We start from the raw sequence: 25,244 nt of genomic DNA on the forward strand, positions 1-25,244 counted from the left end.
AATGGGTATCAAATGCAAATACGAGCCGTTATCATTTGAGGGTGGTGTCCGCCCCTGAACGGGATGGACGCCGGGCGGGGCGCACCGGCGTACCCGGCGATCCTTCCCTGTTACGGCTGGTGTTCCATGCACGCACGTCCCGTCGTCCCCGGCTTGCCGGCGCTGGTCCTGGCAGCCCTGATCGGCACCATGGCGATGATGTCCTTCGTCGCCGTGATCGGTCCGGTGGTCCGCATGCTCGGCCTGTCCGAGTGGCATGCTGGACTGTCGGTCACGGCGGCGGGCGTGTTGTGGATGCTGGCCGCGCGCCCATGGGGGCAGCTCAGCGACCGCATTGGCCGCAAGCGCGTGCTGATGCTGGCGATGAGTGCCTACACCGTGGTCTACATCGCGCTGGCGGTGTTCATCGACGTGGCTCTGCAGGCGGTGCCGCCGGTACTGGTGTCGGTGCTGGTGCTGGTGGGTGCACGCGGCCTGATCGGGCTGTTCTATGCGGCGGTCCCGCCCACGGCCGCCGCGCTGATTGCTGACAAGGCCCCGGCCGGACAGCGCGCCAGCTTCCTGGCCCGCCTCGGCAGTGCCAACGCATTGGGCATGGTGCTGGGTCCGGCGGCCGCGGGCTGGCTGGCCTACACGAATCTGTCGCTGGCGCTGTATGTGGCCGCCGTGCTGCCGCTGCTGGCGCTGGCATTGCTGGCTTGGCGGCTGCCGGCCACGCCAGCGGTGGCGGGAAGTGGCGCGCAGCGCCGCGCGCCGATGCGCAGGCTCGACCCGCGCCTGCGCCTGCCGCAGTTGGCGGCGTTCATTGCGATGGTGTCGGTCACCATCGCGCAGGTCACGGTCGGCTTCTTCGCGATTGATCGATTGGGTCTGGATGCTGCAGCCGGCGCGCGCATGGCCGGCATCGCGCTCACTGCGGTCGGTGTCGGTCTGATCCTGGCGCAGGCGTTGGTGATGAAACTGGACGTGCACCCGCGGCGCTGGATCATTCTCGGTGCACTGATCTCCGGTATTGGTTTCGCCTCCGTGGCGGGCGTACAGCAGGCCTGGCAGTTGCCGGCGGCCTACGCACTGGCGGCGTTCGGCATGGGCTTCGTGTTTCCCTCATTCCAGGCGCTGGCCGCCGATGCAGTGGAAGCGCACGAGCAGGGCGCCGCCGCCGGCACCGTAGCCGCCGCGCAGGGCCTGGGCATGGTGGCCGGGCCGATGCTCGGCACGCTGTTGTATCGCGGCGGGCCGAGCCTGCCTTACCTGCTGGTCGGCGCGCTGCTGCTGTTGCTGTGCGCGCTGGCCGCAGCGCACCGGATGAAGGAGACCCCATGAACGACTCCCTGAGGCAGGGCGCGTGGCCGGAGGCTGCGCAGGCGCTGCTGGAGAACACCGACGACGCGTCGCTGTTCCTGCTGCAGCATGCTGGCCAGCACGTGCACGCACGTGGCTGCCGGGCGACGCTGCCGAATGGCGCGCTGGCCAGCTTGGCCGGCCGTGTTGCCGAGTTCTTCGCGCAGCAGCGCGGTGGCCCGGGCCTGCTGGTTGGCGCGGTGCCGTTCGAGCCACGTGCCGATGACGCGCTGTACCAGCCGGAGCGCCTGCTGCCGGCGTTGCCGCCGCAGCCACAGGCGGCACCCGCGCTGCAGGGCCCATTGCAGGCCGAGCCCGCAGCGCAGGACTATGCAGCCGCCGTTGCCGCGGCAGTGCAGGCGCTGCGTGCACCCGAACAGGATCTGCACAAGGTGGTGCTGGCGCGCAGCCTGTTGGCGCGTACCCGCAACGCGCTGTCACCGGAGGTGCTGCTGGCGCGCCTGGGCGCCGATGCTTCGGTGGCCACCTACGCGGTTCCGCTTCCGGTCGAACTGGGCCAGGCGCCCGCCTGGCTGGTTGGCGCAACGCCAGAGTTGCTGCTGCGCAAACGTGGTGCGCAGCTGTTGTCGCATCCATTGGCTGGATCGGCACGCCGCAGTGCCGATGCCGGCGAGGACGAGCGTGCCGCGCAGGCATTGCTGGCCTCGGCCAAGGACCATGACGAGCACCGTCATGTGGTGGAGGCGATCGTCGACGGCCTGGCGCCGTATTGCAGCCACATCGATGCGCAGCCGCGCCCGGCGCTGCATGCCACTGCCAGCATGTGGCACCTTGGCACGCGTATCCATGCCACCCTGAAGGACCCGCAGACCCCTGCAGCCGAGCTGCTCGCGCAGCTGCATCCGACACCGGCGGTCTGTGGCACGCCGCGCCTGGCGGCGCTGCAGCGCATCCGCGAGCTGGAGCCGGTGCCGCGCGGTTTCTATGCGGGCGCGGTCGGCTGGCTGGACGCCCAGGGCGACGGCGACTGGTACGTGGCGATCCGCTGCGCGCGACTGCAGGGCACGCAGCTGCGCCTGTACGCAGGTGCCGGCATCGTCGCCGAGTCGCAGCCCGAGGCCGAAGTGGCCGAGACCGCAGCGAAGTTTGCTGCCCTGTTGAATGCGCTGGGCGTCCACGACGCCGCGCCCGCGATCGAGCCTGCTGCATGAACATTTCCGACACTTCTTCCCGCATGCCACTCCAGCAGGTATGGCCGGACGATCTGGTGGCGCGCTATCGCGAGGCCGGTCACTGGCGTGGCGAAACCTTCCCGGCCTTCCTGCGCGAGCGCGCCGAATGCTATGCCGATGACATTGCCGTGGTCGCTGGCGACGTGCGCCTGAGCTATGCGCAGCTGTGGCACGAAGCCGGCCGTATCGGTGCCGGGCTGCTGGCACGGGGCCTGCAGCCGGGCGAGCGGGTGCTGGTGCAGCTGGGCAATACCGCCGGTTTCATCACCACGGTCTGTGGCCTGTTCCGCGCTGGCCTGGTGCCGGTGTATGCGTTGCCCGCGCATCGCATCACCGAGCTGGTGCACTTCGCCAACAAGGCCGAAGCCAGTGCCTACATCACCACCGATCTGCACGACGGCTTCGATCATCGCGGGCTGGCGCGGGCATTGCAGGCCGACGTGCCGGCGATACGCACGGTGGTGATCGACGGCGATGCGCAGGAATTCATCGCGTTGGACGGGCTGCAGGGCGACCGCGCCCAGCTGCCGGCCGACCCGGACCCGCAGTCGGTGGCGTTCCTGCAGATCTCCGGTGGCAGCACCGGCCTGTCCAAGCTGATTCCGCGTACGCACGACGACTACATCTATTCGTTCCGTGCCAGCAACGCGATCTGCGGCATCGACCGCGACAGCGTGTACCTGGTCGCGCTGCCGGCCGCACACAACTTCCCGATGAGCTCGCCGGGGTTCTTCGGCGCGCTGTACGCCGGTGCCCGCGTGGTGCTCAGCCCCGGCCCCGGCCCGGACGCGGCGTTCCCGCTGATCGCCCGCGAACACGTGACCTGCTGTGGCCTGGTGCCGCCACTGGCGTTGCTGTGGGCGCAGGCGGCGGCGACCACCGCGCATGACCTGTCCAGCCTGCAGGTGCTGCAGGTAGGAGGCGCCAAGCTGGTGCCCGAGGCCGCGCGGCGGGTGATCGACGGCCTGGGCTGCACATTGCAGCAGGTGTTCGGCATGGCCGAAGGCCTGGTCAATTACACCCGGTTGGATGATCCGGAAGACCTGATCGTCGCCTGCCAGGGGCGGCCGATCAGTGCGGACGACGAAGTGCGCGTGGTCGACGACCACGACCAGCCGGTGGCCGAAGGGGAAGTCGGGCACCTGCTGACCCGCGGCCCGTACACCATTCGCGGCTACCACAACGATGCAGTGGCCAATGCACGCTCGTTCACCGACGATGGCTTCTACCGCACCGGCGACCGCGTGCAGCAGCTTCCGGGCGGCTACCTGGTCGTGCAGGGGCGCGCGGGTGACCACATCAACCGGGCCGGTGAGAAAATCTCCGCCGAAGAGATCGAAGATCATCTGCTGGCTCACCCGGGCGTGTTCGACGCCGCCGTGGTCTCCATTCCCGACGACTATCTCGGTGAGCGCAGCTGCGCGTTCGTGATCCAGCAGGGTGAGCCGATCAAGGCGCCGGCACTGAAAGCCTGGATGCGTACGCGCGGCCTGGCCGCGTTCAAGGTGCCGGACCAGGTTGTGTTCGTCGACAGTTTCGATACCACCGCGGTCGGCAAGATCAGCCGCCGCGAACTGCGTGCGCAGCTGCGTGCGCGTCATTTGCAACAGACAGGAGGAACGCGCTGATGGCGCTGCCCCGCATTACCCACTATCCCTTGCCGACCGCTGCCGAACTGCCGCAGGCGCGCGGCCCGTGGCGCCCGCAGCGCGATCGCATCGCACTGCTGGTGCACGACATGCAGCGCTACTTCCTCGCCGCGTTCGATGCCGGCAACGCGCCGCTGCGACCGGCCGTGGACAACATCGCGCGGCTGCTGGCGCATTGCCGTGCCCACGGCATTCCGGTGTTCTACACCGCCCAGCACGGTGACCAGGACCGTCGTGATCGCGGCCTGCAGGCCGACCTGTGGGGGCCGGGCATGCGCCGCAGTGCCGACCATGAGCCGATCATCGAAGCCGTCGCACCGCAGCCGGGCGAGCATGTGCTGGTGAAGCATCGCTACAGCGCTTTCCAGCGCAGCAACCTGGAAACGCTGATGCGGGTGCGCGGACGCGACCAGCTGCTGGTGACCGGTGTGTATGCGCATATCGGTTGCACGGCGACGGTGGTGGAAGCGTTCCAGCGCGACATCGAAGCCTTCATCGCCGCCGATGCCGTGGCGGATTTCTCGCGCGCCGACCACGATCAAGCGCTGCACTGGATCGCGCGCACCAGCGGTGTGCCGATGACGACCGACCAGCTGCTGGAGGCACTGTAATGATCGCTACGGGTGAGGTGCTGGACCTGGAGCGCATGCGTGCCGATGTGGCGCGGGTGCTGGACTGTGCACCGGCCGAGATCGGTGACGACGACAACCTGATCGACCTGGACCTGGATTCGATGCGCATGCTCGGACTGGTGCTGGCCTGGGGCAACACCGGGTTGCCGCTGGAGTTCTCGCAGCTGGCCGAACACACCACGCTGCGCCAGTGGTGGGGTGTGGTGCAGACGCTGCAGGCTGCGCAGCGCGCATGAGCGCGGCTGCGATGGCAACGCCGCTGGCATTGACCGAGGCGCAGGCCGGGCTGTGGTTCGCACAGCGGCTGGCACCGGACAATCCGTCGTTCAATACCGCCCATGCGGTGTGGATCGACGGCCTGCTGGATGTGCCTGCGTTCGTGGCGGCGGCCAACCAGGCGGCGGTTGAATCCGAGGCCTTCGCGCTGCGCTTTGCCGAAGGCACCGATGGGCAGCCATTGCAATGGCACGACCCGGCGCACGTGCCGCTGCTGTCGGTGCGTGATCTGTCGGGCGAGGCCGACCCGGTGTCGGAGGCGCGTGCGCTGATGCAGGCCGACCGGCTCAGCGCGGTCGATCCGACCCGCGACCGGATCAGTCAGCAGGTGTTGTTCGATCTGGGCGGGCAGCGCTGGGCCTGGTACCTGCGTGTGCATCACCTGGCCGCCGATGGCTATGGGATGGCGCTGTTCAGCGACCGTGTCTGCGCGCTGTACTCCGGCCGCGCGGGTGAGCCCTTGCCGGGATTGGCTGGGGTGCTGGCGGACGACGCGGCCTATCGCGCGGACGCACGTCGCGGGCTGGCCGGCCAGTGGTGGCGCGAGCAGCTGCAGGGGGCGCCTGCGGGCGTGGGCCTGGCGGGTACCGAGCCGGCCGGCGATGATGCGCTGCGCTGGGTGCAGCCGCTCGATGCCGCGTTCCGCGAGCAGCTGCTGCAGGCTTCGGCGCGCTGGCTGCAACCCTGGCCGGATGTGCTGGCCGCGCTGTCGGCCGAGTACCTGCGGCGGATGAGCGCGGCCGACGAAGTGGTGGTGGGCGTGCCGTTCATGGGGCGGCTCGGCAACGCATCGGCGCGCGTGCCGGCGATGGTGATGAACGTGCTGCCGCTGCGTGTCGCGGCGGGCGAGGGCAGTGTCGAGGCGTTTAGCCGGGCACTGGGCCGGCAACTCAGCCAGGGCCGAAAGCACGGCCGCTATCGTGGCGAGCAGTTGCGCCGTGACCTGGGCCTGGTGGGCGCGCAGCAACGGCTGCATGGGCCGTTGGTGAATGTGCAGCCGTTCTACGCGCCACTGGCACTGCCCGGTGTGCAGGCGACGCTGGAGGTCCTGTGCACCGGGCCGGTGGACGACCTGACGCTGGGTTTCCGTGGCGATGGCCAGCGTGTTCTGGATCTGGAGATCGAGGCCAATCCCGCGCTGTACCGCAGCGAGGACGTGCAGGCGCATGCCACGCGCCTGCTGCATTTCGTGTCGGCGGCGCTGGACGCTGACGACATCGCGTTGGTGCCACTGGCCACGGCCGACGAAGCCCAGCAGGTGGTGCACGGCTTCAATGCCACTGCACATGCGCTGCCGCAGACCACGCTGGTCGAACTGCTGCAGCAGGGCATGGATCGCGATCCGCAGGCGACCGCCCTGGTGTTCGGCGATATCGCGCTGGACCACGCCACGCTGGAAGCGCGCAGCTTTGCGCTGGCCGCCCAGCTGCGCGCGATGGGCGTCGGCCCAGGCAGCGTGGTGGCGGTGGCGTTGCCGCGATCGCTGGAACTGGTGATTGCGCTGGTGGCCGTGCTGCGTGCGGGAGCCGCGTACCTGCCGCTGGACCTGGCCCATCCGGACGAACGCCTGGTACGCATTCTGGCCTCGGCGCAGCCGGCCTGCATGCTGGCCGCGGCGGATGTGTCGGCGCGGATGTCCAAGGTGCCGGTGCTCGCACCGGAACAGTGGACCGCGCTGAGCTTCGCCGCGCCGTGGGCCGATCCGGCGCCCGACGATGCGGCCTATGTGATCTACACCTCCGGTTCCACTGGCGAGCCCAAGGGCGTGGTCATCGAGCACCGCGCCATCGTGAACCGCCTGCTGTGGATGCGCGAGCATTACGGCATCCGTGCCGACGACCGCGTGCTGCAGAAGACCCCGGCGACCTTCGATGTCTCGGTCTGGGAGTTCTTCCTGCCGCTGCTGTGCGGAGCCAGGCTGGTGCTGGCCGGGCCGGACGCGCATCGTGATCCGACCGAGCTGGCGCGGCTGATCCTGGCGCATGGCATCACCACCGCGCACTTCGTGCCGTCGATGCTCGATGCCTTCCTTGCCGCACCGGCCTCCCAAGGCCTGCAGCTGCGTCGCGTGTTCACCAGCGGCGAGGCGCTGGACGCCTCACTGCGCGACCGCTTCCATGCGCGCGTGCGCGCCGAACTGCACAACCTGTATGGCCCGACCGAAGCGGCAGTAGACGTGAGCTACTGGCCGGTCTCGGCGCAGGACCGTTCACGACCGGTGCCGATCGGTTTCCCGGTCTGGAACACCCGCCTGTACGTGCTGGACGCACGGATGCAGCCGCTGCCGGTTGGGGTGCACGGTGATCTCTACCTCGGCGGCGTGCAGCTGGCCCGCGGCTACCTCGGCCGCGATGACCTGACCACCGAGCGCTTTCTTGCCGATCCGTTCCTGCCGGGCGAACGCATCTATCGCACCGGCGATGTGGCGCGCTGGCGCGACGATGGTGCGGTCGAGTACCTCGGCCGCAGCGACCATCAGGTGAAGCTGCGCGGCCTGCGCATCGAGCTGGGCGAGATCGAGGCGGCGCTGCGCGAGCTGCCGGGCATGGCGCGCGCGGAAGTGCTGTTGCGCCAGGACGCGCCCGGTGATGCCCGGTTGGTAGCCTACGTGCCGTCCACGCTGGCCGACGCCAGCGCACTGCGCAGCCATCTGGCCACCCGCGTGCCGGATTACATGGTGCCGTCGGCGTTCGTTGGCGTCGATCACTGGCCGGTGACCGCCAACGGCAAGCTGGACCGCAATGCGTTGCCGAAGCCGCCGCAGCAGGACGTGGGCGGTTTGGCGCCGCGCACGCCGCTGGAGCAGGAGCTGGCCGAGCTGTTCGCGCAGGCGCTGGGCCGCGAGGAACCGGTAGCGGTGGATGCCGACTTCTTCAGCCTCGGCGGTGACTCGCTGTCGGCGGTGCACCTGCTGCTGGCCATTGAACAGCGCTGGCGCTGCGATCTTGGCCTGGGTGCCTTGTTCGCCCAGCCAACCGTGGCCGCTTTGGCGACGCGCATCGCTGAACCGCCGGCACTGGCCGACCATGCGTTGGGGCCGGTCATTGCCTTGGCCGCCACCGATGCCACCGGGCCTGCACCGTTGTTCGTGTTGCATCCGGCCGGTGGCATTGCGTGGAACTACCGGGCCCTGGCCAGGGCGCTGCAGCCGGCACGCGCGGTGTACGGCCTGCAGTCTCCCGCGCTGGATCCACGCGAACCGATGCCGTCCAGCATCGAAGCGATGGCCAACGGTTACGTGCGGCGCATTGTGGCGTTGCAGCCGCAGGGTCCGGTGCACCTGCTGGGCTGGTCGGTGGGCGGCATCCTCGCCCAGGCGATGGCGGTGCGCCTGCATGAGATCGGCCGTGAGGTGGGTGAGCTGGTACTGCTGGATGCCTACCCCAGCGAGTGCTGGCGCGCCGAACCGGAGCCCGACCCGATTGCCGCGCTGCGCGCACTGCTGGCCATTGCCGGCCATGACCCGGAGGCGCATCCGGAGTTGGACAACCGCGAGCGCATCCTTGCATTCCTGCGGCGAGGCGGCAGTGCGCTGGGCAGTCTGCCGGATGTAGTGCTGGATGGCGTGGTGCGCGCGGTGACCGGCACCAATCGATTGATACGTGAACACATCCACCGGCCGTTCGACGGCACCCTGGTGCATGTGCGCGCCGGTCGTGACCACCAGGCCCGCCCGCAGCTGCAGTCGGCGCTGTGGCGGGCACATGCACGCAAGGTACAGGCGCTGGAACTGCCGTTCCTGCACGCCGAACTGACTGGACGTGACGCGGTGGCACAGTTGGCGCCGTGGCTGTCGGCGCGGCTGCGCCACTGGGATGAGCAACAGGAGATTGCAGCATGCAGTTGACCGGCTTTGAAGGCCGCGTGGCCCTGGTGACCGGCGCGGCCGGTGGCATCGGTGAGGCGCTGGTGCGTCTGCTGGCCGAGGCCGGCTGCACGGTGGTGGCCACCGATCGCGAGGCGCCACGCGTGGAGGATGCGCGCGTGCACGCGTTTTCGCTCGATGTGACCGACAGTGTGGCGGTGGACGCACTGCTTGATCGGGTGGAAGCCAGTCTCGGGCCGATTTGCCTGGCCGCAAGCGTGGCCGGGGTGCTGCACGTGGGCGACGTCGCCGGGACCTCCGATGCCGACTGGCGCCGGGTATTCTCGGTGAACGCCGATGGCGTGTTCCATGTTGGGCGTGCACTGGCGCGGGTGATGTCGCCGCGCCGGCAGGGCGCGATTGTCACTGTCAGTTCAAATGCGGCGGGCGTGCCGCGGCATGGCATGGCCGCGTATGCGGCGTCCAAGGCTGCCGCGACGATGTTCACCCGTTGCCTTGGGCTGGAACTGGCGCCGCTCGGCATCCGCTGCAACATCGTCGCCCCGGGTTCAACACTGACCCCGATGCAGACCGGCATGTGGCAGGACGAGTTTGGTGCGCAGCGGGTGATCGCCGGCAGCCTGGAGACCTACAAGGCCGGTATTCCACTGCGCAAGCTGGCCACGCCTGAAGACATCGCCCATGCGGTGATGTTCCTGCTGTCCGAACAGGCCGGCCATGTGGCGATGAGCGATCTGTACGTGGACGGCGGCGCCACCCTGCGCGGGTGAGCTCCGACGCCGGCCGGGCCGGCAACCCATGACCCCCGGTAGTGTCGGCCGCTGGCCGGCAACCCATGATCCCCGGTAGTGCCGGCCGCTGGCCGGCAACCCATGATCCCCGGTAGTGCCGGCCGCTGGCCGGCAACCTCATTCAACTTCAGACATCCCCCAACACCCGTCGAGGCGAGATCTGACGTTCAACACCCACTGATCGTTCCACCATGGCGTATGAGCAGCCATCGCCTCCGTCTGGGCCGTCGCTCGATCATCGGCCAGGTCTACGTTCTGACAACTACCACGCATCAGCGCTGCCGGCTCTTTGAAAGCGAAGCTGCAGCAGTATGTGTAATCGACCAGTTCCATTACATCGAACAGCGTGGACTTGTGCAGTCACTCGCATGGGTCGTCATGCCGGATCACGTCCACTGGATGTTCGAGCTGCGCGCAGCTCACCTCCCAGACATTGCACGCCGAATGAAGTCGTCGAGTGCGCTTGCGCTGAGTCGCCTGGCGGGTCGTCGAAGTACGGTATGGCAGTCTGGATACTTCGATCACGCAGTGAGGGCTGAGGAGTCGCTGGCGCGGCAAGCCCTGTACATCCTGGGGAATCCGGTGCGCGCTGGTCTTGCTGGGCAGGTCGGCGAGTACCCACATGCGTGGTCGGTCTGGTCGTGATGCCGGCCAGCGGCCGGCACTACCAGGATTTTGCACACGGCACCTGCTGTCAGGGCAGGGTGAGGCGGTAGACCAGCACGCGGTTGTCGTTGTCGTAGGGGCTGTCACAGGCATCGCCCTGCATGCGGCAGTGGCGGGCGATGAAGTCGTTGTCGTTGCCGATCAACAGCAGCACGTCGTTCGGGTGTTGCGGGTCCAGGGCCGGCAATACGTCCATGGCTTCCCACTTCTCCGACAGCAGGCCAGCATGCGGGCCGCGCTTGGTGTCCAGGTCCAGCCTCGCACGTGCAAGCTGCGGGCGGTCGAGCAGGTTCAGCAGCTCGTCGCTACGCGCGGGCACGATGCCGGCCTTCAACGTGGTGTCCGCCGCGTCGGCCAGTAGCGAGGTGGTGCCGGTTTCGTAGGTGCTGCCGGCCAGGTTGCTGGCACCCGACACATCCACCAGCAGCACCGACTTGTAGACGATGGGGTCGTCACCGTCCTTGCCGAGGCCGTTGCCATCACGGGCCAGCAGCAGGAAGCGGTGGGCATCCAGTGCGCGCAGTTCGCTCTGCGCGGCGGTACGGTCGAGCTTGCCCTTGCCGTCGTGTGCGTAGGCCGGCAAAGCCATCACGTAATGGCCAATCGGATGCTGTGGCGTCGGTGAGGTCGTCACGTCATAGACCAGTACGCGGGTATTGATGCGTCCGGCCGCATTGCCCTGCGCGCTGTCCTGCAGCGTCGCGCTCTGCAGCGCCACGAACAGGCGTCTGCCATCGGGCGACAGGCCCATGCCTTCCACCCCCTGGTTGTTGCGCCGACCGGTCTGCGGCGGCACCAGAGAACCAAAGGCCGGCTGGCCATCGCGCTGCGGCCGGATCGCGGGCGGCGCCACGATCACGCCCCGCAGCTGGCCCTGCGCATCGAAGTAGTAGACGTTGGCGGTGTACTCATCACCGATGTAGAAATGACCGTCGGTGGTGAACTGCAGCGATTCCGCATCCAGCGAGACTTTGCCCGCACCGGCGCCGCTGGCGGGCGAGGGCAGCACCACGTCGCGCTGGATGATGGTGTGGTCGCCCGGGTCGGCACCGGTGAAGGGTTGCCCGTTGAAGTCCTTCAGCACCACGCCCTTGCCCGGCACCATGCTCAGTGTGCCCAGCGCACCGGGCTTGCCCGGCGTGGTGTCGATGCGCAGCTGCATGCGCTCCACGCGGCCGGCGTAGTCGTAGAACAGGCCGGCCTCGGGATCGTTGCGGCCACGGTCGGGCAGGGTCCACAGCACGCCCTGGTAGCCGTTGGCAGTGCGCTTCCAGGTGCCGGGCTGCACCGCCAGCGACGAGAACGAGCCCAGCGTATCGCCCAGGAAGTCCACCGTGCCTGCCGGCAGTCGCCCGGCGGCGACCAGGCCCTTGTCCACGTAGGTGCGGCCGCCCAGTTCAAGGGTGCGTGGCGGTGCGCCACTGGCCTCGTGGGCGGCGGAGTATCCGCTGGCGGAGAGGGTGGCCAGCAGCAGGGCGGTCGCGAGCATCGGTGGACTCCAGGCGGTCGATCAGAAGCGAAGGTCGATCGTACCGAACACCTGGCGCGGTGCCGAGGCATGGAACACGTACAGCTTGCCGGCGGGGTCGCTGGGTGCGAACACGCTCGAATCCAGGTTGCTGGCGTAGCGCTTGTTGGTCAGGTTGGTCACGTTGAACGACAGACGCATGCCCTTGGCGAAACCGACCTGGCCGAAGTCATAGCCACCGGCCAGGTCGAACACGGTGAAGCCGCCGAAGCCCTGGTCGTTGGTGTAGGTGTAGAAGCGCTCGCCGGTGTACTTGCCGCGCAGGCTGGCGAACCAGCCGTTGTCACGCCAGGTGATTTCGGTGGCCAGCAGCTGCTTGGGCGTGTCGGTCTGGATCTTGCCCTTGATCTGCTGCTCGACGCCGGCCTGTACGTAATTGGAGGCATAGGTCGAACGGTTCAGCGAGGCCGAGGTGTACCAGCTGAAATGCGCGTTCGGGGTCCACAGCACGGTCAGCTCGGCGCCGCGACTGTCGACGCCGCCGACGTTGTAGAAGCGATTGCCGCAGGTCGGGCCGACCGGCTGCCGCGAGTCACAGGGGTTGTACTGCAGCAGGCGGTTGTCGAAGCGCACGCTGTAGGCCGCGACCGAGGCCTGCAGGGTGTCGGTGACGAAGCGGTAGCCGGCTTCCAGAGAGCGAGATTCCTCCGGCTTCAGGTTGCCCTGCGCATTCCAGGTGGCCTGGCTCACGGCCTGCGGGCCCAGCTTGAAGCCGCCCTGGAACATGGCGATGTTCTCGGCATAGCTGGCGAAGACTTCGTGGTGCTCGGCCAGGCGGAAGTTGGCGCCGATGCTGGGCAGGAAGTTCTTGCTGGCCTTGAGCGAACCGGTGGCGAACTGGTTGTTCGAGCTCGGCGAGATCGGCGTCTTCGCGTCGCCCGGCAGTGCCTGTGCATCGGAGGTGGCGTGCGGGCTCTTGGCGCCGAACTCCAGGGTCAGGCGGTCATCAAGCAGGCGCCAGGTGTCCTTCAGGAAGATCTGATGGGTCTTCCAGCGGGTGCGCTGGGCGAACACACCGACATCGGAGGGGAGGGTGTTCATGCCGCTCAGGTCACGCGGGCCATCCACGGCGGTCTGGTAGCGCTCGGCGCTGCTGGTGTTGCGCTCGTACCAGACGCCACCTTCGATGCGGTGCGCGCCCAGCTCCCAGTCGAAGGACAGCGTGCCGCCATCGCGGTCGATGGTGTAGATGGTATTGCGGAAGATGATCGGGATCTCCTGCGCGGTGCCCTTGTTCGACCAGGCGCCGCTGTTCCAGTTGTGGCCTTCGCCGCGGTCATCATGGTGGTAGGCCAGCGCGCGCAGGCTGAAGCCATCGGCCAGGAAGAAATCGCCGGCCAGGTAGTACAGGTTGTCGTCTCGCAGGATCTGCCCGGCGGTGAAGGCACCGTCGGCATCCTTGTCCGGGCCGCTGCTGTCGCACTTCTTCGCGTTGAAACTGGCGGTGTTGCAGTAGGCCTTGGCCACCGCCTTGTTCCAGTCCGGTGCATAGCCGCCCCAGTCCCAGCCGAGACCGCGCGACATCTCATCCTTGGAAAGGTAGAAGTAGTCGGCCTGGGTGGTGCGTGAGGTATCGACGAAACCGGTGATCTGGCCGCGTTCGAAGTTCCACACACCCTTGGCATTGAACTGCTTGGTGGTGGACTGGTTGTAGGCGGTCTGGTCGTTCCACAGATCGGAGACGGCGTTCATGCCGGACACGTAGCCGGAGAAGCCGTTGTACTCGCCGCTGTCCACGCGCACGAAGGTGCGGCGGTTGGCATCGCTGCCGAAGGTCTGCACCACGCGGCCGCCGAGTTCCTGCGCCGGGCGATCGGAGGTGTAGGAGAGGGTGCCGCCGAGGTTGCTGGTGGACGGCGTACCGAGGCTGCCGATGCCCACCGCCAGCTCGGCGCCGGCCATGTTCTCGCTGATCAGTGCACGGTTGATGGTCAGGCCGTTGTAGTTGTTGTAGGCACCATCGCCCAGCGGCACGCCATCGAGCGTGTAGCCGAGGCGGGTGGAGTTGAAGCCGCGCAGGCTGAGCGTCATCGACTGTTCGTTGGTGCCCAGTGCATCGGCCGACTGCGCGTTGACGCCCGGCAGCAGGTTCAGGGTCTTCTGCAGGCTGGTACCCGGCGGCAGGATGTCGAGGTTCTCGCGGGTGATGCGCTGCACCTGGCGCGCTTCACCACTGCCGATCACCGAAACCGCATCGAGGTCGGTGGCGGACGTGCCATGGGAGGTCGGGGCAGCATCCTGCGCCCAGGCCGCGGGAGCGAGCGCGATCGACAGCGCAGCGGCCAACAAAGTCTTCGTCATGTTACGGACACTCAGGCAGGCACGAGCCGCCGCGTCGGTGCGGAGCTCATGGGGTTCGATAGGGGATAAAACCGATGCGACCGGCGGGCGCTGCAGGCGCCGTGGGTCAACGTGAAAATGGTGCGCTAGGCAGATGACTGTCTGGTGACATGTTCAGCTGTTGCGAGGCGCTCTGCGGGGTGGGTAGTGCCGGCCGCTGGCCGGCAGCCACATGGACCCGTCGGGCAGTGTGCAGTTGCCGGCCAGCGCCCGGCACTACCATCGAACGTCCTAGGCGCCAGTGCGCGGCTTGCGCGTGCGCTTCGGCTTTGCGGTATCGCCGCCGCTGGCGGTGCCATCCTGCAGCGCCTGCAGCCACGACAACGTATCCACATAATCGATGAAATGGCGCAGGTAGCCGGGGCTGGTCGACTGCATCGTGTCCAGCATGCGTTGCACCAGCACCGCCGAGTTCAGCGGGCCGCCGTCGGCCGGGGCCTCGGTGCGCAGCGAGCGGCGCACCTGCAGTTCGCTGCGCAGTTCCGACCACTCGCGCTGCACCTGCTGCAGCATCGGCACCTGCGGGTAGTGCGGCAGCGAGCGTGACCCCGCATCGAGGTCGCGCACCAGCGCACGCAGGCTGTCTTGTGCGGGTGGCTTACTTTGCATCCGGCGCCTTTGGCTTGGGAATCGGCGCGATTTCCACGCGACGATTGCGCGCGCGGCCGTCCTCGCTGGCATTGGAACTGACCGGCTGCTCGCTGCCGAACGCGGCGGCGAACACCGCATCGGCGGGCACGCCATCGGCAATCAAGGTGCGGGTCACGGTCAGTGAACGCTGCGCGGACAGTTCCCAGTTGTCGGCGAAACGGCGGTTGCCTTCGCGCACGGGGGCGTCGTCGGTGAAGCCGCTGACCATCAGGATTTCTTCGCGGCTGCCCAGATAGGCGGCCAGCGGCGCAGCGAGGCTGCGCAGCAGCTCCTGGCCTTCCGGCTGCAGCTGGTCGGAGTTCAGTGCGAACAGCACGCTGCCACTGATGCCGATGCGGCCATCGACCAGGGTTACACGGCCGGCCGCCAACGGGCCGGCCAGCGCCTGTTCCAGCGTCTGCAGGCGCTTGGCCTCAGCCTGGCGCTGCTTCACTTCCTGGTCCAGCCGTTGCGAAAGCTCAAGCTGCACCGCCACCACGCCGACCAGGATCAGCACGAAGGCCCCCAGCAGCACCGACATCAGGTCGCCGAAGGCGGCCCAGATCGGGGCGTGCGAGCCGCCATCGACCTCCAGTTCGTCACTCATGCGCTGCCGGCCTTGCCGCGGCGCGTGGCCAGCTGCTGCAGCTCTTCCATCACCTGCTTCTGCGACAGCAGGCTGAGATCGACCACTTCGCGTGCCTGCGCCACGTAGTAGGCCAGCTGCTCGTCGCTGCGGGCCAGCGAGGCATCCAGCGCGCCGCCAATCTGTTCCAGGCGGCTGGACAGTTCGGTGGAAGCGCTGCCGAACTGCGCGACGGCCTCGCCGAAGCTGCCGGCCAACTGGCCAACGTCGTCCGCGCTGCCACTGAGTGCTGCGGCAATGCCATCCAGCTTGCCGGTCTCGGCGGCGATATGGTCGGTGAAGCGGTTGCCGACGCGTTCCAGCAGCTCGGCCGAGCCGCCCACCAGTGCATCTACCGCGGTGCGCTGTTCGTGCGAGGCGTGGTTGATCGCATCCAGCAGGGTCTGCACGGTGGCCAGCAGGCGGCCGCGCTCTTCCAGCATCGCGTTGTCGCGCACCAGGCTCTCGGAGAGCGTGCTGCGCAGCTCGTTGATGACGTCGGCGGCGGCCTTGGGCGCGGCGGCGGCGGTCTGCAGCAGGGTGGAGACTTCCGCCAGCGTGGCGCTGGCCTGGGCGCGGCCGTTCTCGCCGATCTGCTGCGCCGTCTCGGCCAACGTGTCGCAGACCTGCTGCTGCTGCGCGGCCAGGCGTTCGCCGTTGGCCTGCAGGCGCTCGGCCAGGTCCGTGGAGACGTGCTGCAGGGCATCGCTCCAGCGCTGCAGGCGCTGTTCGTCACCGGCCTGCAATTGCGCCTGCAGGGTGGCGTGCGCCTGCTGCAGTTCGGCACTGGCCGCGTCCCAACGCGCCTGGCGCTGCTGCTCGCGGCTGTCCAGGCTGGCCTGCAGTTCGGCGTGCGCGCTGGCGGCGGTCGCCTGCGCGGCCTGCCAATCCTGAGAACGCTGGTTTTCATGCTCCTGCAGCAAGGACTGGCTGGCAGCATGGCGCTGGTCCAGTGCCTGCAGCAGTGCCTCGGCGCGCGCGTCCAGATGCTCGCTGGCTGCCAGCAGTGCCTGCTGCTGGCGTTCGACCAGCGTGGTATTCAGTGCCTGCTGCTGTTCGGCGGCGGCGCGCCAAGCATCGGCATTGCTGCTGGCATCGGCCTGCAGGCGCTCGCCGATGCGTGCCACCAGCGCTTCGGCGTGCGTGCCCTGGCCATCGCTGAAGGCCTGCAGGTGCTGGCGCAGATCGCTCACCAGCGCCTGCTGTGCCTGGGTCTGCTCGCTCACCACCTTGGCCCAGCTGGCTTCGGTAGCGACGCGGCTGCGCTCGAAACCGTCGCTCAGGCCAGACAGCTGCTGCTGCACCGCCTGCTCGACACGGGCATGCAGTGCCTGGCCATGGTGGGCCAGGCCTGCCAGCGTGGTCTCGGCCATCGGCTGCAGCGCGCCACCGATGGCGGCGGCGCTGGCTTCGGCACCTTCGCGCAGCGACTGTTGCAGCGATACGGCCAGGCGTTCCTGCAGCGCCTGGCTCTGGGTCAGGAACTCGGCCTGGCCGGCCAGCAGGCGCTCATTGGCAGCCACACTGTGCTGTTCAAAGCTGCTGGTCATCGCCTGCAGGCGGTCGACCAGCGCCGGCAGTGCGGCGGACTGTGCCTGTAACAGGCGCAGCGACTCGGCGCGCTGCCAGGCCTGCGAGTACGGGTGCAGGTCGCCGGCAATGGCGCGGTCCAGCTGCTGCACGGCCTGCAGGCGGTCACGTCGCAGCAGGGCAGCCAGCAGGCCCAGCATCGCCGAGCTGGCAACACCGGCGATCGAGGTGCCGAATGCCACCGCCAGGCCCTGCACCGGCGAGGCCAGCGACCCACGGATGGCGGCCATATCGGTTGCGCTCTGCAGCGCAAGGCCGGTGCCGCGCAGGGTGTCCATCATGCCCAGCAGGGTGCCGAGCATGCCCAGCAGCACCAGCAGGCCGACCAGGTACGGAGTCAGTACCGGCGCGGGCAGGGCAGTGCGCTCGCCTTCCACGCGCAGGCGCACGGCGTTGCGCAGGCCCACCGGCACGCGTTCCAGCCAGGGGGCCAGGCTTTCCTTCGCGCTGGACAGGTCGCTCAGCGCAGTGCGCAGGCCGTTGCTGGCCTGGCGGTAGCGGTACAGCTCCACGCCACCGGCGATGTAGCAGGCGGCGATGATCGCGGCCACCGCTGCCCCCAACGGATGCACCGAAACGTAGCCAATGCCGATCCAGCACACGGCCAGCAGGCCGACAAGGAAAACAACGACATGGAAAGCAGTTCTGGACATGGTGTTCCGGTCAGTGGGAGCGCAGGGCGTCTTGCAGCCCTTCGATCGGGTGGAAGCGCAGCTGCAGCTCGGCGAGCAGCAGGGTGCGCATGTCATGGCGGAAGGCCGCGCGCCAGCCCGGCTGGCCGTGCACGCGTTCAAAACGGGCGCCGAGCACCGCCGGCGCGGTGGCCAGCAGGCTGTGCTCGCGCGGGGTGAGCGTCTGTTCCATCACCGCATCGACCTCGGCCAGCCGTGCCAGTGCCGGCGAAACCTGTACCAGCTGGTCGCGCAGGCGGCCGCGCAGGCGCCCGGTGGCGGTCTGGATGGCCTGCTGCAGCACCCGGTAACGCTGGCGCAGCGAGGCGAAGTTCGGCGTCGCGGCGGCTTCGGCCAGGTCGAGCAGGCGCTCGGCCTCGGCATCCTCGCTGATCGAGGCCAGCAGGCTGGCGTGGGCCTGGGCGCATTCGGCCAGCACATCCCCGACTGCTTCGGCGGCCTCGCCCGGCTCGGGCAGGCGCCCGCCGAGGGCCCCGGACAGGGCTACGGCACGGCTCCAGTCCACCCACTGGCCGAGGCGATCGGTCAGGGCGGGACTGCTGGCCGGCATCGCGCCGTCGCTGAGACGGGCGAGCAGGCGGAGGAGTTCCGGTCCACCCAGGACCGGCTGCGCTGCGTTCGCCATCAAGGGGTGAGGGGCCAAAAACCGTTGATTTTACAACCAGATGACCCCGGCTGGATGAAGGCGGGGCCGGGGGAGGGGGCCCGCAGGCGCGACAAGGCTTAGAATGTCCGGCTGCACCCACCCGTTCGACCCTGGAGTTCCCCAATGACTGTTGCGCAGTTCTACCCGATCGGCACCCCCGGACAGCCCTGGGGCGACGCCGAACGCGCACAGTGGCGGGCCCGCCAGCAGCGCCAGCGCAGCTACCACGACGACGTGGTGGCCGCCCTCGAGCGCCTGGATGACAGCATCTTCGATGTGATCCAGTACGGCCAGCTGGACTACGCCCCGGACCACTATCCGCTGTTCGCCGTGGTCAACCACGACTGGAACCCGGCACTGCCGACCGCGCTGATCACCGGCGGCGTGCATGGCTACGAGACCAGCGGCGTGCATGGCGCCCTGCAGTTCCTGGAGCAGCAGGCCGAGCGTTACCTGGGCCGGCTGAACCTGATCGTGGCGCCGTGTGTCAGCCCGTGGGGCTACGAGCGCATCCAGCGCTGGAACCCGGATGCCATCGACCCGAACCGCAGCTTCCGTGATGGCGGCCAGATCGAGGAAGCCGCCGCGCTGATGCGCTGGGTGGCCGAGCGCAAGACGAACCTGCTGGTGCACCTGGACCTGCACGAGACCACCGACAGCGACCTGCACGAGTTCGATCCGGCCCGTTGCGCCCGCGACGGCAAGCCGTTCGAGCGCGACACCATTCCGGACGGCTTCTACGTGATCGGCAACAGCGAAGATCCGCAGGCCGAATTCCAGAAGGCGCTGATCGCCGCGGTTGCGCCGGTCACCCACATTGCCCCGGCCGATGCCGAGGGCAACCTGGTCGGCCTGCCGTTGCAGTCGCCGGGCGTGGTCTGGGGTGAATCGCGTTCGATCGGCGCTTGCGCCGGCTTCACCGACGCGCGATTTGCCACCACCACCGAGGTCTACCCGGACAGTCCGCGCACCAACCCGCAGGAATGCAACGACGCGCAGGTGGCGGCGGTGTGTGCGGGCCTGGATTTCGCCCTGGCCACGCAGTAGGACATCCGCCCAGGGGGGCGCCGGGTCATGCCCGGCGGCTCGGGCGTGACCTAGCCCAGCAGGATCACGCCCCACACCGTGCCGACCATCAGCAGCGCGGTGGTCTGGGCAGCGCTGCCCATGTCCTTGGCGTTCTTGGACAGTGGGTGGTGCTCAAGCGAGATGCGGTCGACCACGGCTTCGATGGCCGAGTTGAGCAGCTCCACCAGCAGGCTGATGAAGCAGACGGCCAGCACCACGGCCCGTTCGATCGTGCTGATGTCCAGCACGAACGCTGCGACCATCAGCAGCGCATGCAACAGCAGCAACTGCCGGAAGGCCGCTTCGCCCCGGAAGGTGGCGATGAAGCCGTCGCGCGAATGGATCAGCGTGTGGAAGATGCGGCGAAGGCCGGTCTTGCCATGTGGATACTTGCCGCTGTCCCTGGGGTGAGATGGCTGCATGCCGGTCCTGCCATGAATTGACCTCACGACAGGATGTGCAGACGGGCGTCGGGAAAGCGTCGGACCCTCGTTAGCATTGCGCTCAGCCGACGTAGTACTGCGAAGGGCCGAGCCACCCAGCTACGCAGGAACTGCCGGGCGCGGCCGCTGGCGATTCAGTCCGCCGGGCTGCGTGAATCGCGGATCGAATAGATCACCGAGAAGATCTTCCAGCCCTGTTCGGTGCGGATCAGCTGCCACATCTCCTTGCCCCAGTTGGTCTTCACCCCATCGTCGTGGAAGCTGTAGTCAAACGACACCGAAGCCACATCGCCGTCGGCCTCGATCTTCGTGTTGGAGAATTTTTCCTCCCTCGGTTTCGGCGACGCTACGGCACCATCGATCAGCGCGATGAAATTATTGGCGGGAATCTTCCGCGCCTTGATCGCATCGGGCTTGGCCTTGCGGATGTCCTGCAGGCGCGCGTCCTCGGAAACGTACTGCCAACCGATGTCTTCCGCCTTGTCCGAAAAGAACAGGCCCATGTAGGTCGGCTTGTCCTTGTTGATCAGCGAGGTACGGAAGGACTCGACCACCTGTTCGATGGCCTTGATGTCGGCGGCTGCATTCTGCGCGGCGTAGGCCGGCAGGCAAGCGGACAAGCAGAGGGCGAAGACGGCCGTTCTGGCGGTTGACACGCGAAGTTCCTTCCTGGGTGATAGAGATGAGCGCGGGTGTTGATCGGCGTATCCGGTTTCGAAAGTACGCTGCCTTTGCGACGCCAGCATGAGGGACGGCGTTGTGCAGGGTAGTGCTCTCCCGTGCCGCCGGGCCATGCCTGCCGGCCCCATCTTGACGTTCCCATCCGCCAAGCGCAGGCTGCCCGAGCACGTTTCCTAACCAGAAGGAGACTTATGACCGCTACCGCTTCGCTGCACCCGTCCCCTGGCACCCAAGGCCGTTCACGCCTCTGGAGTGTGTTCTGGCTGCAGGGCGTGATTCCCAGCAACATTCTGTGGGCCGTGGCCGTCTGGGCCCTGGCCAACGGGCGCACGCCGCTGCTGCTGGGGGTGTTTGCCGCCCTGCTGCTCTATACCGGCTGGATCATCCCGGCGGTCTGGCGGGCGGCGCCCAGCGCGCACAATCCCAACCTGGGCGTGGCCGCGCGCGGGCTGACCGTGGCCTGGGGCCTGAACACCGTGCTGGTGATCTTCTTCCTGACCCTGCAGCTGGTGGGTCAATAGAACTGAACAGGCTCGCCGCCCCGGTCGAAGGCGGCGAAGCGGCCGATCTGACCGTCATGGATGGCATTGACCATCAGTTTCAGCGGGCGCGCGGCCTCATCGCTGTTGGGGGCGAACCCGGCGCGGCCGTCCAGCGCGGCCACGAACACCAGGTCCCAGTCGATGCCGGTGGTGGTCGATTCAGCCGCCAGCGCCTGGAAGCTGGGCACTTCGGCGGGCAGCTTGTCCACGCACAGCACCGGCGACAGGGTGCCGCCCTCGCGGCGGTCATGCCGGCCGCGCTGGTCGTCAGTGGGCGACTCGGGCAGCTCGGCGCGCACGAATACGAACAGCAAGCGTTGCGGTTCAGCCTGCTGGCCTGCGGCGTGCAGCAGCTGCTGGAAATCATTCATCATCATGAGGGTTGTCACACGCCCGCTGCACGGAAAGCCGCATGCTGCCACAACGCCTGCCGTGCGGGGCCGAAGACGATTGATTTAAGTCATGCCCATGGAACTGATGGCCGCGTACTCTGGCAATCGTTCCAGCAGACGAGGGTTTCCGGGCCGTTCCGGGCACAGGCAAGACGGTGGAGCAACAAGGTGGACCAGCCATGAGCCAACTCACCGACGGTTTCGGACGCAGCTTTCCGTACCTGCGCCTGTCGTTGACCGAAGCCTGCAACTTCCGTTGCAGCTACTGCCTGCCCGATGGCTACCAGGCCGATGGCCGCCCGCGCTTCCTGCAGGTGGATGAAATCGCGCGTCTGGTACGCGCGTTTGCCGCGCTGGGCATGAGCAAGATCCGGCTGACCGGCGGCGAGCCCAGCCTGCGCAAGGAGCTGGACGAGATCATCGCCACCGTGGCGGCGGTGCCGGGCATCCGCAAGGTGGCCATCACCACCAACGGCACGCTGCTGCCGCGGCGCCTGCCGGGCTGGCACCGGGCGGGGCTGACCGCGCTGAACGTAAGCATGGACAGCCTGCAGCGCGAGCGCTTCAAGGTCATTACCGGGCACGACCGCCTGCCGGAGATCGAGCAGGGCCTGGCCCTGGCGCAGGCACTGGGCCTGCCGGCGATCAAGCTCAATGCGGTGCTGCTGCGCGGCCTGAACGACGACGAGCTGCCGCAGTGGATGGACTACCTGCGCGACCGTCCCTTCAGCGTGCGCTTCATCGAACTGATGCGCACCGGCGACAACGAAGCCTATTTCCAGCGCCACCACCTGCGTGCCGACGTGGTGGTCGAGCAGCTGCTGGCCGCTGGCTGGCACGAGCGCCCGCGCGCCGCCGATGCCGGTCCGGCGCGCGAGTTCGGCCACCCCGACCATCGCGGCAGCATCGGCATCATTGCCCCGTATTCGCGCGACTTCTGCAAGGGCTGCAACCGCCTGCGGGTGACCGCCAAGGGCGACCTGCGGCTGTGCCTGTTCGGCGAGTTCGGCGTGCCGCTGCGGCCGCTGCTGCAGAGCGACGATGACCATGACGCGCTGCTGGCGCGCATCACCACCCAGCTTGGCCTGAAAGCGGCCGGGCATGGCCTGCACCAGGGCCAGACCGGGCTGACCCCGCACCTGGCCTCGATCGGAGGATGAGCAACACGATGAGTGGGGAATTGAATGCGGCCTTCCATATGGCCGATGTCCGCGACAAGCGCATCACCCGCCGCCGTGCGGTGGCGATGGGCGAGCTGCATGCCGGCCCGGTGGCCTATCCGCTGATAGTCGAGCGCCGCCTGCCCAAGGGCGATGCGCTGGTGATGGCCGAGATTGCCGGCCTGCAGGGCGCAAAGATGGCCTCGATGCTGATGCCGCTGTGCCACCCGTTGCCGCTGGAGCTGGTGCAGGTGTTCTGCGCGCCGGTACCGGAACGGCAGGCGATCCGCGTGTGGTGCGAGTGCGCCAGCGAGGCGCGCACCGGCGTGGAGATGGAGGCACTGGCCGGCGTCAACGCGGCGCTGCTGACCCTGTACGACCTGAGCAAGCCGGTGGAACCGGCGCTGCGCATCGAAGGCATCCGCCTGCTGTTCAAAGAGGGTGGCAAGCGCGGTGTGTGGCTGCACCCCGACGGCATGGACGAGGCCGAGCGCGCGCGCTTCAAGCCGCGTGCACCGAAGGGTCTGGAGGGCGCGGCCTGCGCGGTGATCACGCTGAGTGATCGCGCCAGCGACGGCACCTATGAAGACATTTCTGGTCCGACCCTGGTGACCGGCGTGAAAAAGCTGGGCGGCGAGGTTGTGGCGGCCGAGGTGCTGCCCGATGGCATCGAGCCGTTGGCCGGGCGCCTGCAGGCATTGGCCGCCGACGGTGTGCGCCTGTGCCTGTGTACCGGCGGTACCGGTTTGGGCCCGCGTGACCTGACCCCGGAGGCGCTGCGTTCCTTGAACGCGCGGCCGGTGCATGGCCTGGCACAGATGGTGCGGGCGCTGAGCGCGCAGCACACGCCGATGGCGTGGCTGAGCCGGGCCGAGGTGGTGCAGCTGGGCGGCATGCTGGTGTTCGCGCTGCCGGGCAGCCCGAAGGCGGCGGCGCAGTGCCTGGACATCCTGGCGCCGGTGCTGGGCCACGCGCTGGCGATGGTCGACGGCGGTGGCCACACCCATGGGAGCGCCGCATGATCGCCTACAGCGAAGCGTTGCAGCACCTGCTGGACGCGTCCACGCCGCTGCCGGCCGAGCGCCTGCCACTGCATGAGGCGGGTGGACGCACCCTGGCCAGCGATATCCACAGCGGGCAGTCGTTGCCGCCGTTCGACAACTCGGCGATGGACGGCTTCGCGCTGCGCGCCAACGGTGCTGCGTTCGACGCGGGTACCGAGTTCGCGGTGCAGGGCTGGCAGGCCGCCGGCGATGCCGGCGCCGAGGGCGGCGAGGGTGCCTGGGAAATCATGACCGGCGCACGCATGCCCTCTGGACTGGATACCGTGGTGCCGGTCGAGAATGTGGAGATCCTCGCCAGCGAGGACGGCCGCCCGACCCGCATCGCCCTCAAGTCGCCAGTGAAGCCGTGCCAGCACGTGCGCCTGCGCGGGCAGGACGTGAGCGACGGCGAGCGCGTGCTGCAGGCCGGGCAGGTGCTGGATATCAACGCCCGCACCCTGCTGCACGCCATCGGCGTGGGCGAGGTGGCGGTGGTGGCGCGGCCGAAGGCCGCTGTGATCGCCACCGGCAAGGAGCTGGTGACCGAGGCCGCGCAGGCGCTGGAATCGGGCCAGATCCGTGACAGCAACCGTCCGTATCTGGTGGGTCGCCTGCAGGCGGCCGGTGCCGAGGTGGTCTGGCAGGGCACCGTGGGCGATGACGTGGCCGCGTTCAACGCGGTGCTGGATCAAGCGCTGGCCGCAGGTGCGCAGCTGCTGGTCAGTACCGGCGCGGTGTCGGCCGGCCGCTACGATTTCGTTCCCGATGCCCTGCGTGGCCGCGGTGCGCGCATCGTGTTCCACAAGGTGGCGATCCGCCCGGGCAAACCGCTGCTGTTCGCGGTGCTGCCCAATGGCGCGCTGTACTTCGGCCTGCCCGGCAACCCGGTCTCGGCCGCCGTCGGCCAGCGCTTCTTCGTGGAGCCGGTGCTGCGCCGCCTGCTGCGGCTGGCACCGGAAACCGTGTTGCAGCTGCCGTTGCAGGCCGACGTACGCAAGCCGCCGGGCCTGCGCTTCCACGCGCGTGCGCGGGTGGAGGTGGACGGGCAGGGGCGACTGAGTGCGCGCGTGCTGTCCGGGCAGGAATCGTTCCGTTTGATGTCGATGCTGCAGGCCAACGCCTGGGTGGTGCTGGAGGCCGAGGGAGACCTGGCCAACGCGGGCACCTACGTGCGCGTGCAGGGCTGGGGTCACCACGAACCGGTGCAGCTGGTGAGCCAGGAGTGATGATGAAACAGGTGAATCTGCAGTTGTTCGGTGCCTTTTCCGATCTGGATGCCAGCCGCGAAATCGCGGTCGACGTGGCCGGTGGCACCGTGGCCGACCTGCGCCAGGCGCTGCGTGAACTGTTGCCGGTGCGTTGGCCGGGCTTCCGTGCCGGCCTGCTGGATTACTCGGCATTCGCCGACCAGCAACGCGTGCTGCGCGACCACGAGGCACTGCCCGACGATGGGCGGGTGGCGATCCTGCCGCCGGTAAGCGGGGGCTGAG

The 25,244-nt window shown here is 68.3% G+C and carries 23 protein-coding genes; 14 read left to right on the forward strand and 9 right to left on the reverse strand.

Annotated features, from left to right (window positions below):
- Positions 1-126: 126 nt before the first annotated feature.
- The 8 genes from AC5P7U_RS02425 (at position 127) to AC5P7U_RS02460 (ending at position 10,353) form a co-directional block, all read left to right on the forward strand.
- Positions 127-1,323, forward strand: a complete 1,197-nt coding sequence (locus AC5P7U_RS02425) for an MFS transporter (RefSeq protein WP_495220754.1) — start codon at positions 127-129, stop codon at positions 1,321-1,323.
- On the forward strand, positions 1,320-2,513 hold the full coding sequence (locus AC5P7U_RS02430; RefSeq protein ID WP_495220755.1) for an isochorismate synthase: 1,194 nt from the start codon (positions 1,320-1,322) through the stop codon (positions 2,511-2,513). The genes AC5P7U_RS02425 and AC5P7U_RS02430 overlap by 4 nt, the downstream gene beginning before the upstream one ends.
- Positions 2,510-4,162: a (2,3-dihydroxybenzoyl)adenylate synthase gene (locus AC5P7U_RS02435; RefSeq protein WP_495220756.1), complete on the forward strand. Its 1,653-nt coding sequence runs from the start codon at positions 2,510-2,512 to the stop codon at positions 4,160-4,162. The genes AC5P7U_RS02430 and AC5P7U_RS02435 overlap by 4 nt, the downstream gene beginning before the upstream one ends.
- Positions 4,162-4,794, forward strand: a complete 633-nt coding sequence (locus AC5P7U_RS02440; RefSeq protein ID WP_006449828.1) for an isochorismatase family protein — start codon at positions 4,162-4,164, stop codon at positions 4,792-4,794. Before AC5P7U_RS02435 ends, AC5P7U_RS02440 begins: the two co-directional genes overlap by 1 nt.
- Entirely contained in the window at positions 4,794-5,051 is a 258-nt protein-coding gene (locus AC5P7U_RS02445; RefSeq protein WP_006449827.1) for a phosphopantetheine-binding protein, read from the forward strand. The genes AC5P7U_RS02440 and AC5P7U_RS02445 overlap by 1 nt, the downstream gene beginning before the upstream one ends.
- Positions 5,048-8,938: an enterobactin synthase subunit F gene (locus AC5P7U_RS02450; protein ID WP_495220757.1), complete on the forward strand. Its 3,891-nt coding sequence runs from the start codon at positions 5,048-5,050 to the stop codon at positions 8,936-8,938. The genes AC5P7U_RS02445 and AC5P7U_RS02450 overlap by 4 nt, the downstream gene beginning before the upstream one ends.
- Positions 8,929-9,687: a 2,3-dihydro-2,3-dihydroxybenzoate dehydrogenase gene (locus AC5P7U_RS02455; RefSeq protein WP_006449825.1), complete on the forward strand. Its 759-nt coding sequence runs from the start codon at positions 8,929-8,931 to the stop codon at positions 9,685-9,687. The genes AC5P7U_RS02450 and AC5P7U_RS02455 overlap by 10 nt, the downstream gene beginning before the upstream one ends.
- 219 nt (positions 9,688-9,906) lie before the next feature.
- Complete coding sequence (locus tag AC5P7U_RS02460; protein WP_197564841.1) at positions 9,907-10,353, forward strand: REP-associated tyrosine transposase; 447 nt, start codon at positions 9,907-9,909, stop codon at positions 10,351-10,353.
- A gap of 49 nt (positions 10,354-10,402) precedes the next feature.
- Here AC5P7U_RS02460 and AC5P7U_RS02465 read toward each other — a convergent pair whose 3' ends face one another.
- The 6 genes from AC5P7U_RS02465 to AC5P7U_RS02490 form a co-directional block, all read right to left on the reverse strand.
- Positions 10,403-11,863: an esterase-like activity of phytase family protein gene (locus AC5P7U_RS02465; RefSeq protein WP_495220758.1), complete on the reverse strand. Its 1,461-nt coding sequence runs from the start codon at positions 11,861-11,863 to the stop codon at positions 10,403-10,405.
- Between the two features lie 21 nt (positions 11,864-11,884).
- Positions 11,885-14,203, reverse strand: a complete 2,319-nt coding sequence (locus AC5P7U_RS02470) for a TonB-dependent receptor (RefSeq protein WP_495220759.1) — start codon at positions 14,201-14,203, stop codon at positions 11,885-11,887.
- 270 nt (positions 14,204-14,473) lie between these two features.
- A complete protein-coding gene (locus AC5P7U_RS02475; RefSeq protein WP_197564328.1) occupies positions 14,474-14,851 on the reverse strand; it encodes a DUF2894 domain-containing protein in 378 nt (125 codons plus the stop codon).
- Positions 14,841-15,479 carry an OmpA family protein gene (locus AC5P7U_RS02480; RefSeq protein WP_006449800.1) on the reverse strand — a complete coding sequence of 213 codons (639 nt, stop codon included), beginning with the start codon at positions 15,477-15,479 and terminating at the stop codon, positions 14,841-14,843. Before AC5P7U_RS02480 ends, AC5P7U_RS02475 begins: the two co-directional genes overlap by 11 nt.
- A complete protein-coding gene (locus AC5P7U_RS02485) occupies positions 15,476-17,740 on the reverse strand; it encodes a DUF802 domain-containing protein (protein ID WP_197564329.1) in 2,265 nt (754 codons plus the stop codon). The genes AC5P7U_RS02480 and AC5P7U_RS02485 overlap by 4 nt, the downstream gene beginning before the upstream one ends.
- Positions 17,741-17,750: 10 nt before the next feature.
- The gene (locus AC5P7U_RS02490; RefSeq protein ID WP_197564330.1) at positions 17,751-18,404 is read right to left on the reverse strand and encodes a DUF3348 family protein; all 654 of its coding nucleotides are present in this window, start codon (positions 18,402-18,404) and stop codon (positions 17,751-17,753) included.
- A 144-nt stretch (positions 18,405-18,548) separates the two neighbouring features.
- Between AC5P7U_RS02490 and AC5P7U_RS02495 the strand changes: the two genes are divergently transcribed.
- Complete coding sequence (locus AC5P7U_RS02495; RefSeq protein WP_308308691.1) at positions 18,549-19,472, forward strand: M14 family metallopeptidase; 924 nt, start codon at positions 18,549-18,551, stop codon at positions 19,470-19,472.
- A gap of 50 nt (positions 19,473-19,522) precedes the next feature.
- Here AC5P7U_RS02495 and AC5P7U_RS02500 read toward each other — a convergent pair whose 3' ends face one another.
- Both AC5P7U_RS02500 and AC5P7U_RS02505 read right to left on the reverse strand, forming a co-directional pair.
- Complete coding sequence (locus AC5P7U_RS02500) at positions 19,523-19,915, reverse strand: diacylglycerol kinase (protein WP_495220760.1); 393 nt, start codon at positions 19,913-19,915, stop codon at positions 19,523-19,525.
- Between the two features lie 155 nt (positions 19,916-20,070).
- The gene (locus AC5P7U_RS02505; protein WP_006449639.1) at positions 20,071-20,592 is read right to left on the reverse strand and encodes a Cif family virulence factor; all 522 of its coding nucleotides are present in this window, start codon (positions 20,590-20,592) and stop codon (positions 20,071-20,073) included.
- 216 nt (positions 20,593-20,808) lie between these two features.
- Between AC5P7U_RS02505 and AC5P7U_RS02510 the strand changes: the two genes are divergently transcribed.
- Entirely contained in the window at positions 20,809-21,138 is a 330-nt protein-coding gene (locus AC5P7U_RS02510) for a hypothetical protein (protein ID WP_006449638.1), read from the forward strand.
- Here the strand turns inward: AC5P7U_RS02510 and AC5P7U_RS02515 are convergent.
- Positions 21,132-21,536: a hypothetical protein gene (locus AC5P7U_RS02515; RefSeq protein ID WP_053509903.1), complete on the reverse strand. Its 405-nt coding sequence runs from the start codon at positions 21,534-21,536 to the stop codon at positions 21,132-21,134. The genes AC5P7U_RS02510 and AC5P7U_RS02515 overlap by 7 nt on opposite strands.
- Before the next feature lie 194 nt (positions 21,537-21,730).
- Between AC5P7U_RS02515 and moaA the strand changes: the two genes are divergently transcribed.
- Genes moaA through AC5P7U_RS02535 form a run of 4 tightly spaced genes read left to right on the forward strand, consistent with a single transcriptional unit; the run spans position 21,731 to position 25,243 of the window.
- Entirely contained in the window at positions 21,731-22,711 is a 981-nt protein-coding gene (gene moaA, locus AC5P7U_RS02520) for a GTP 3',8-cyclase MoaA (RefSeq protein WP_006449632.1), read from the forward strand.
- 8 nt (positions 22,712-22,719) lie between these two features.
- The gene (gene moaCB / locus AC5P7U_RS02525) at positions 22,720-23,733 is read left to right on the forward strand and encodes a bifunctional molybdenum cofactor biosynthesis protein MoaC/MoaB (protein WP_006449631.1); all 1,014 of its coding nucleotides are present in this window, start codon (positions 22,720-22,722) and stop codon (positions 23,731-23,733) included.
- Positions 23,730-24,980 (forward strand): molybdopterin molybdotransferase MoeA, encoded by a 1,251-nt coding sequence (locus AC5P7U_RS02530; RefSeq protein ID WP_414555015.1) that lies wholly within the window; start codon positions 23,730-23,732, stop codon positions 24,978-24,980. Before moaCB ends, AC5P7U_RS02530 begins: the two co-directional genes overlap by 4 nt.
- Before the next feature lie 2 nt (positions 24,981-24,982).
- On the forward strand, positions 24,983-25,243 hold the full coding sequence (locus AC5P7U_RS02535; protein ID WP_017354494.1) for a MoaD/ThiS family protein: 261 nt from the start codon (positions 24,983-24,985) through the stop codon (positions 25,241-25,243).
- Position 25,244: the final 1 nt, after the last annotated feature.

This window comes from Stenotrophomonas sp. YJH_SMC_57 (assembly GCF_059369755.1).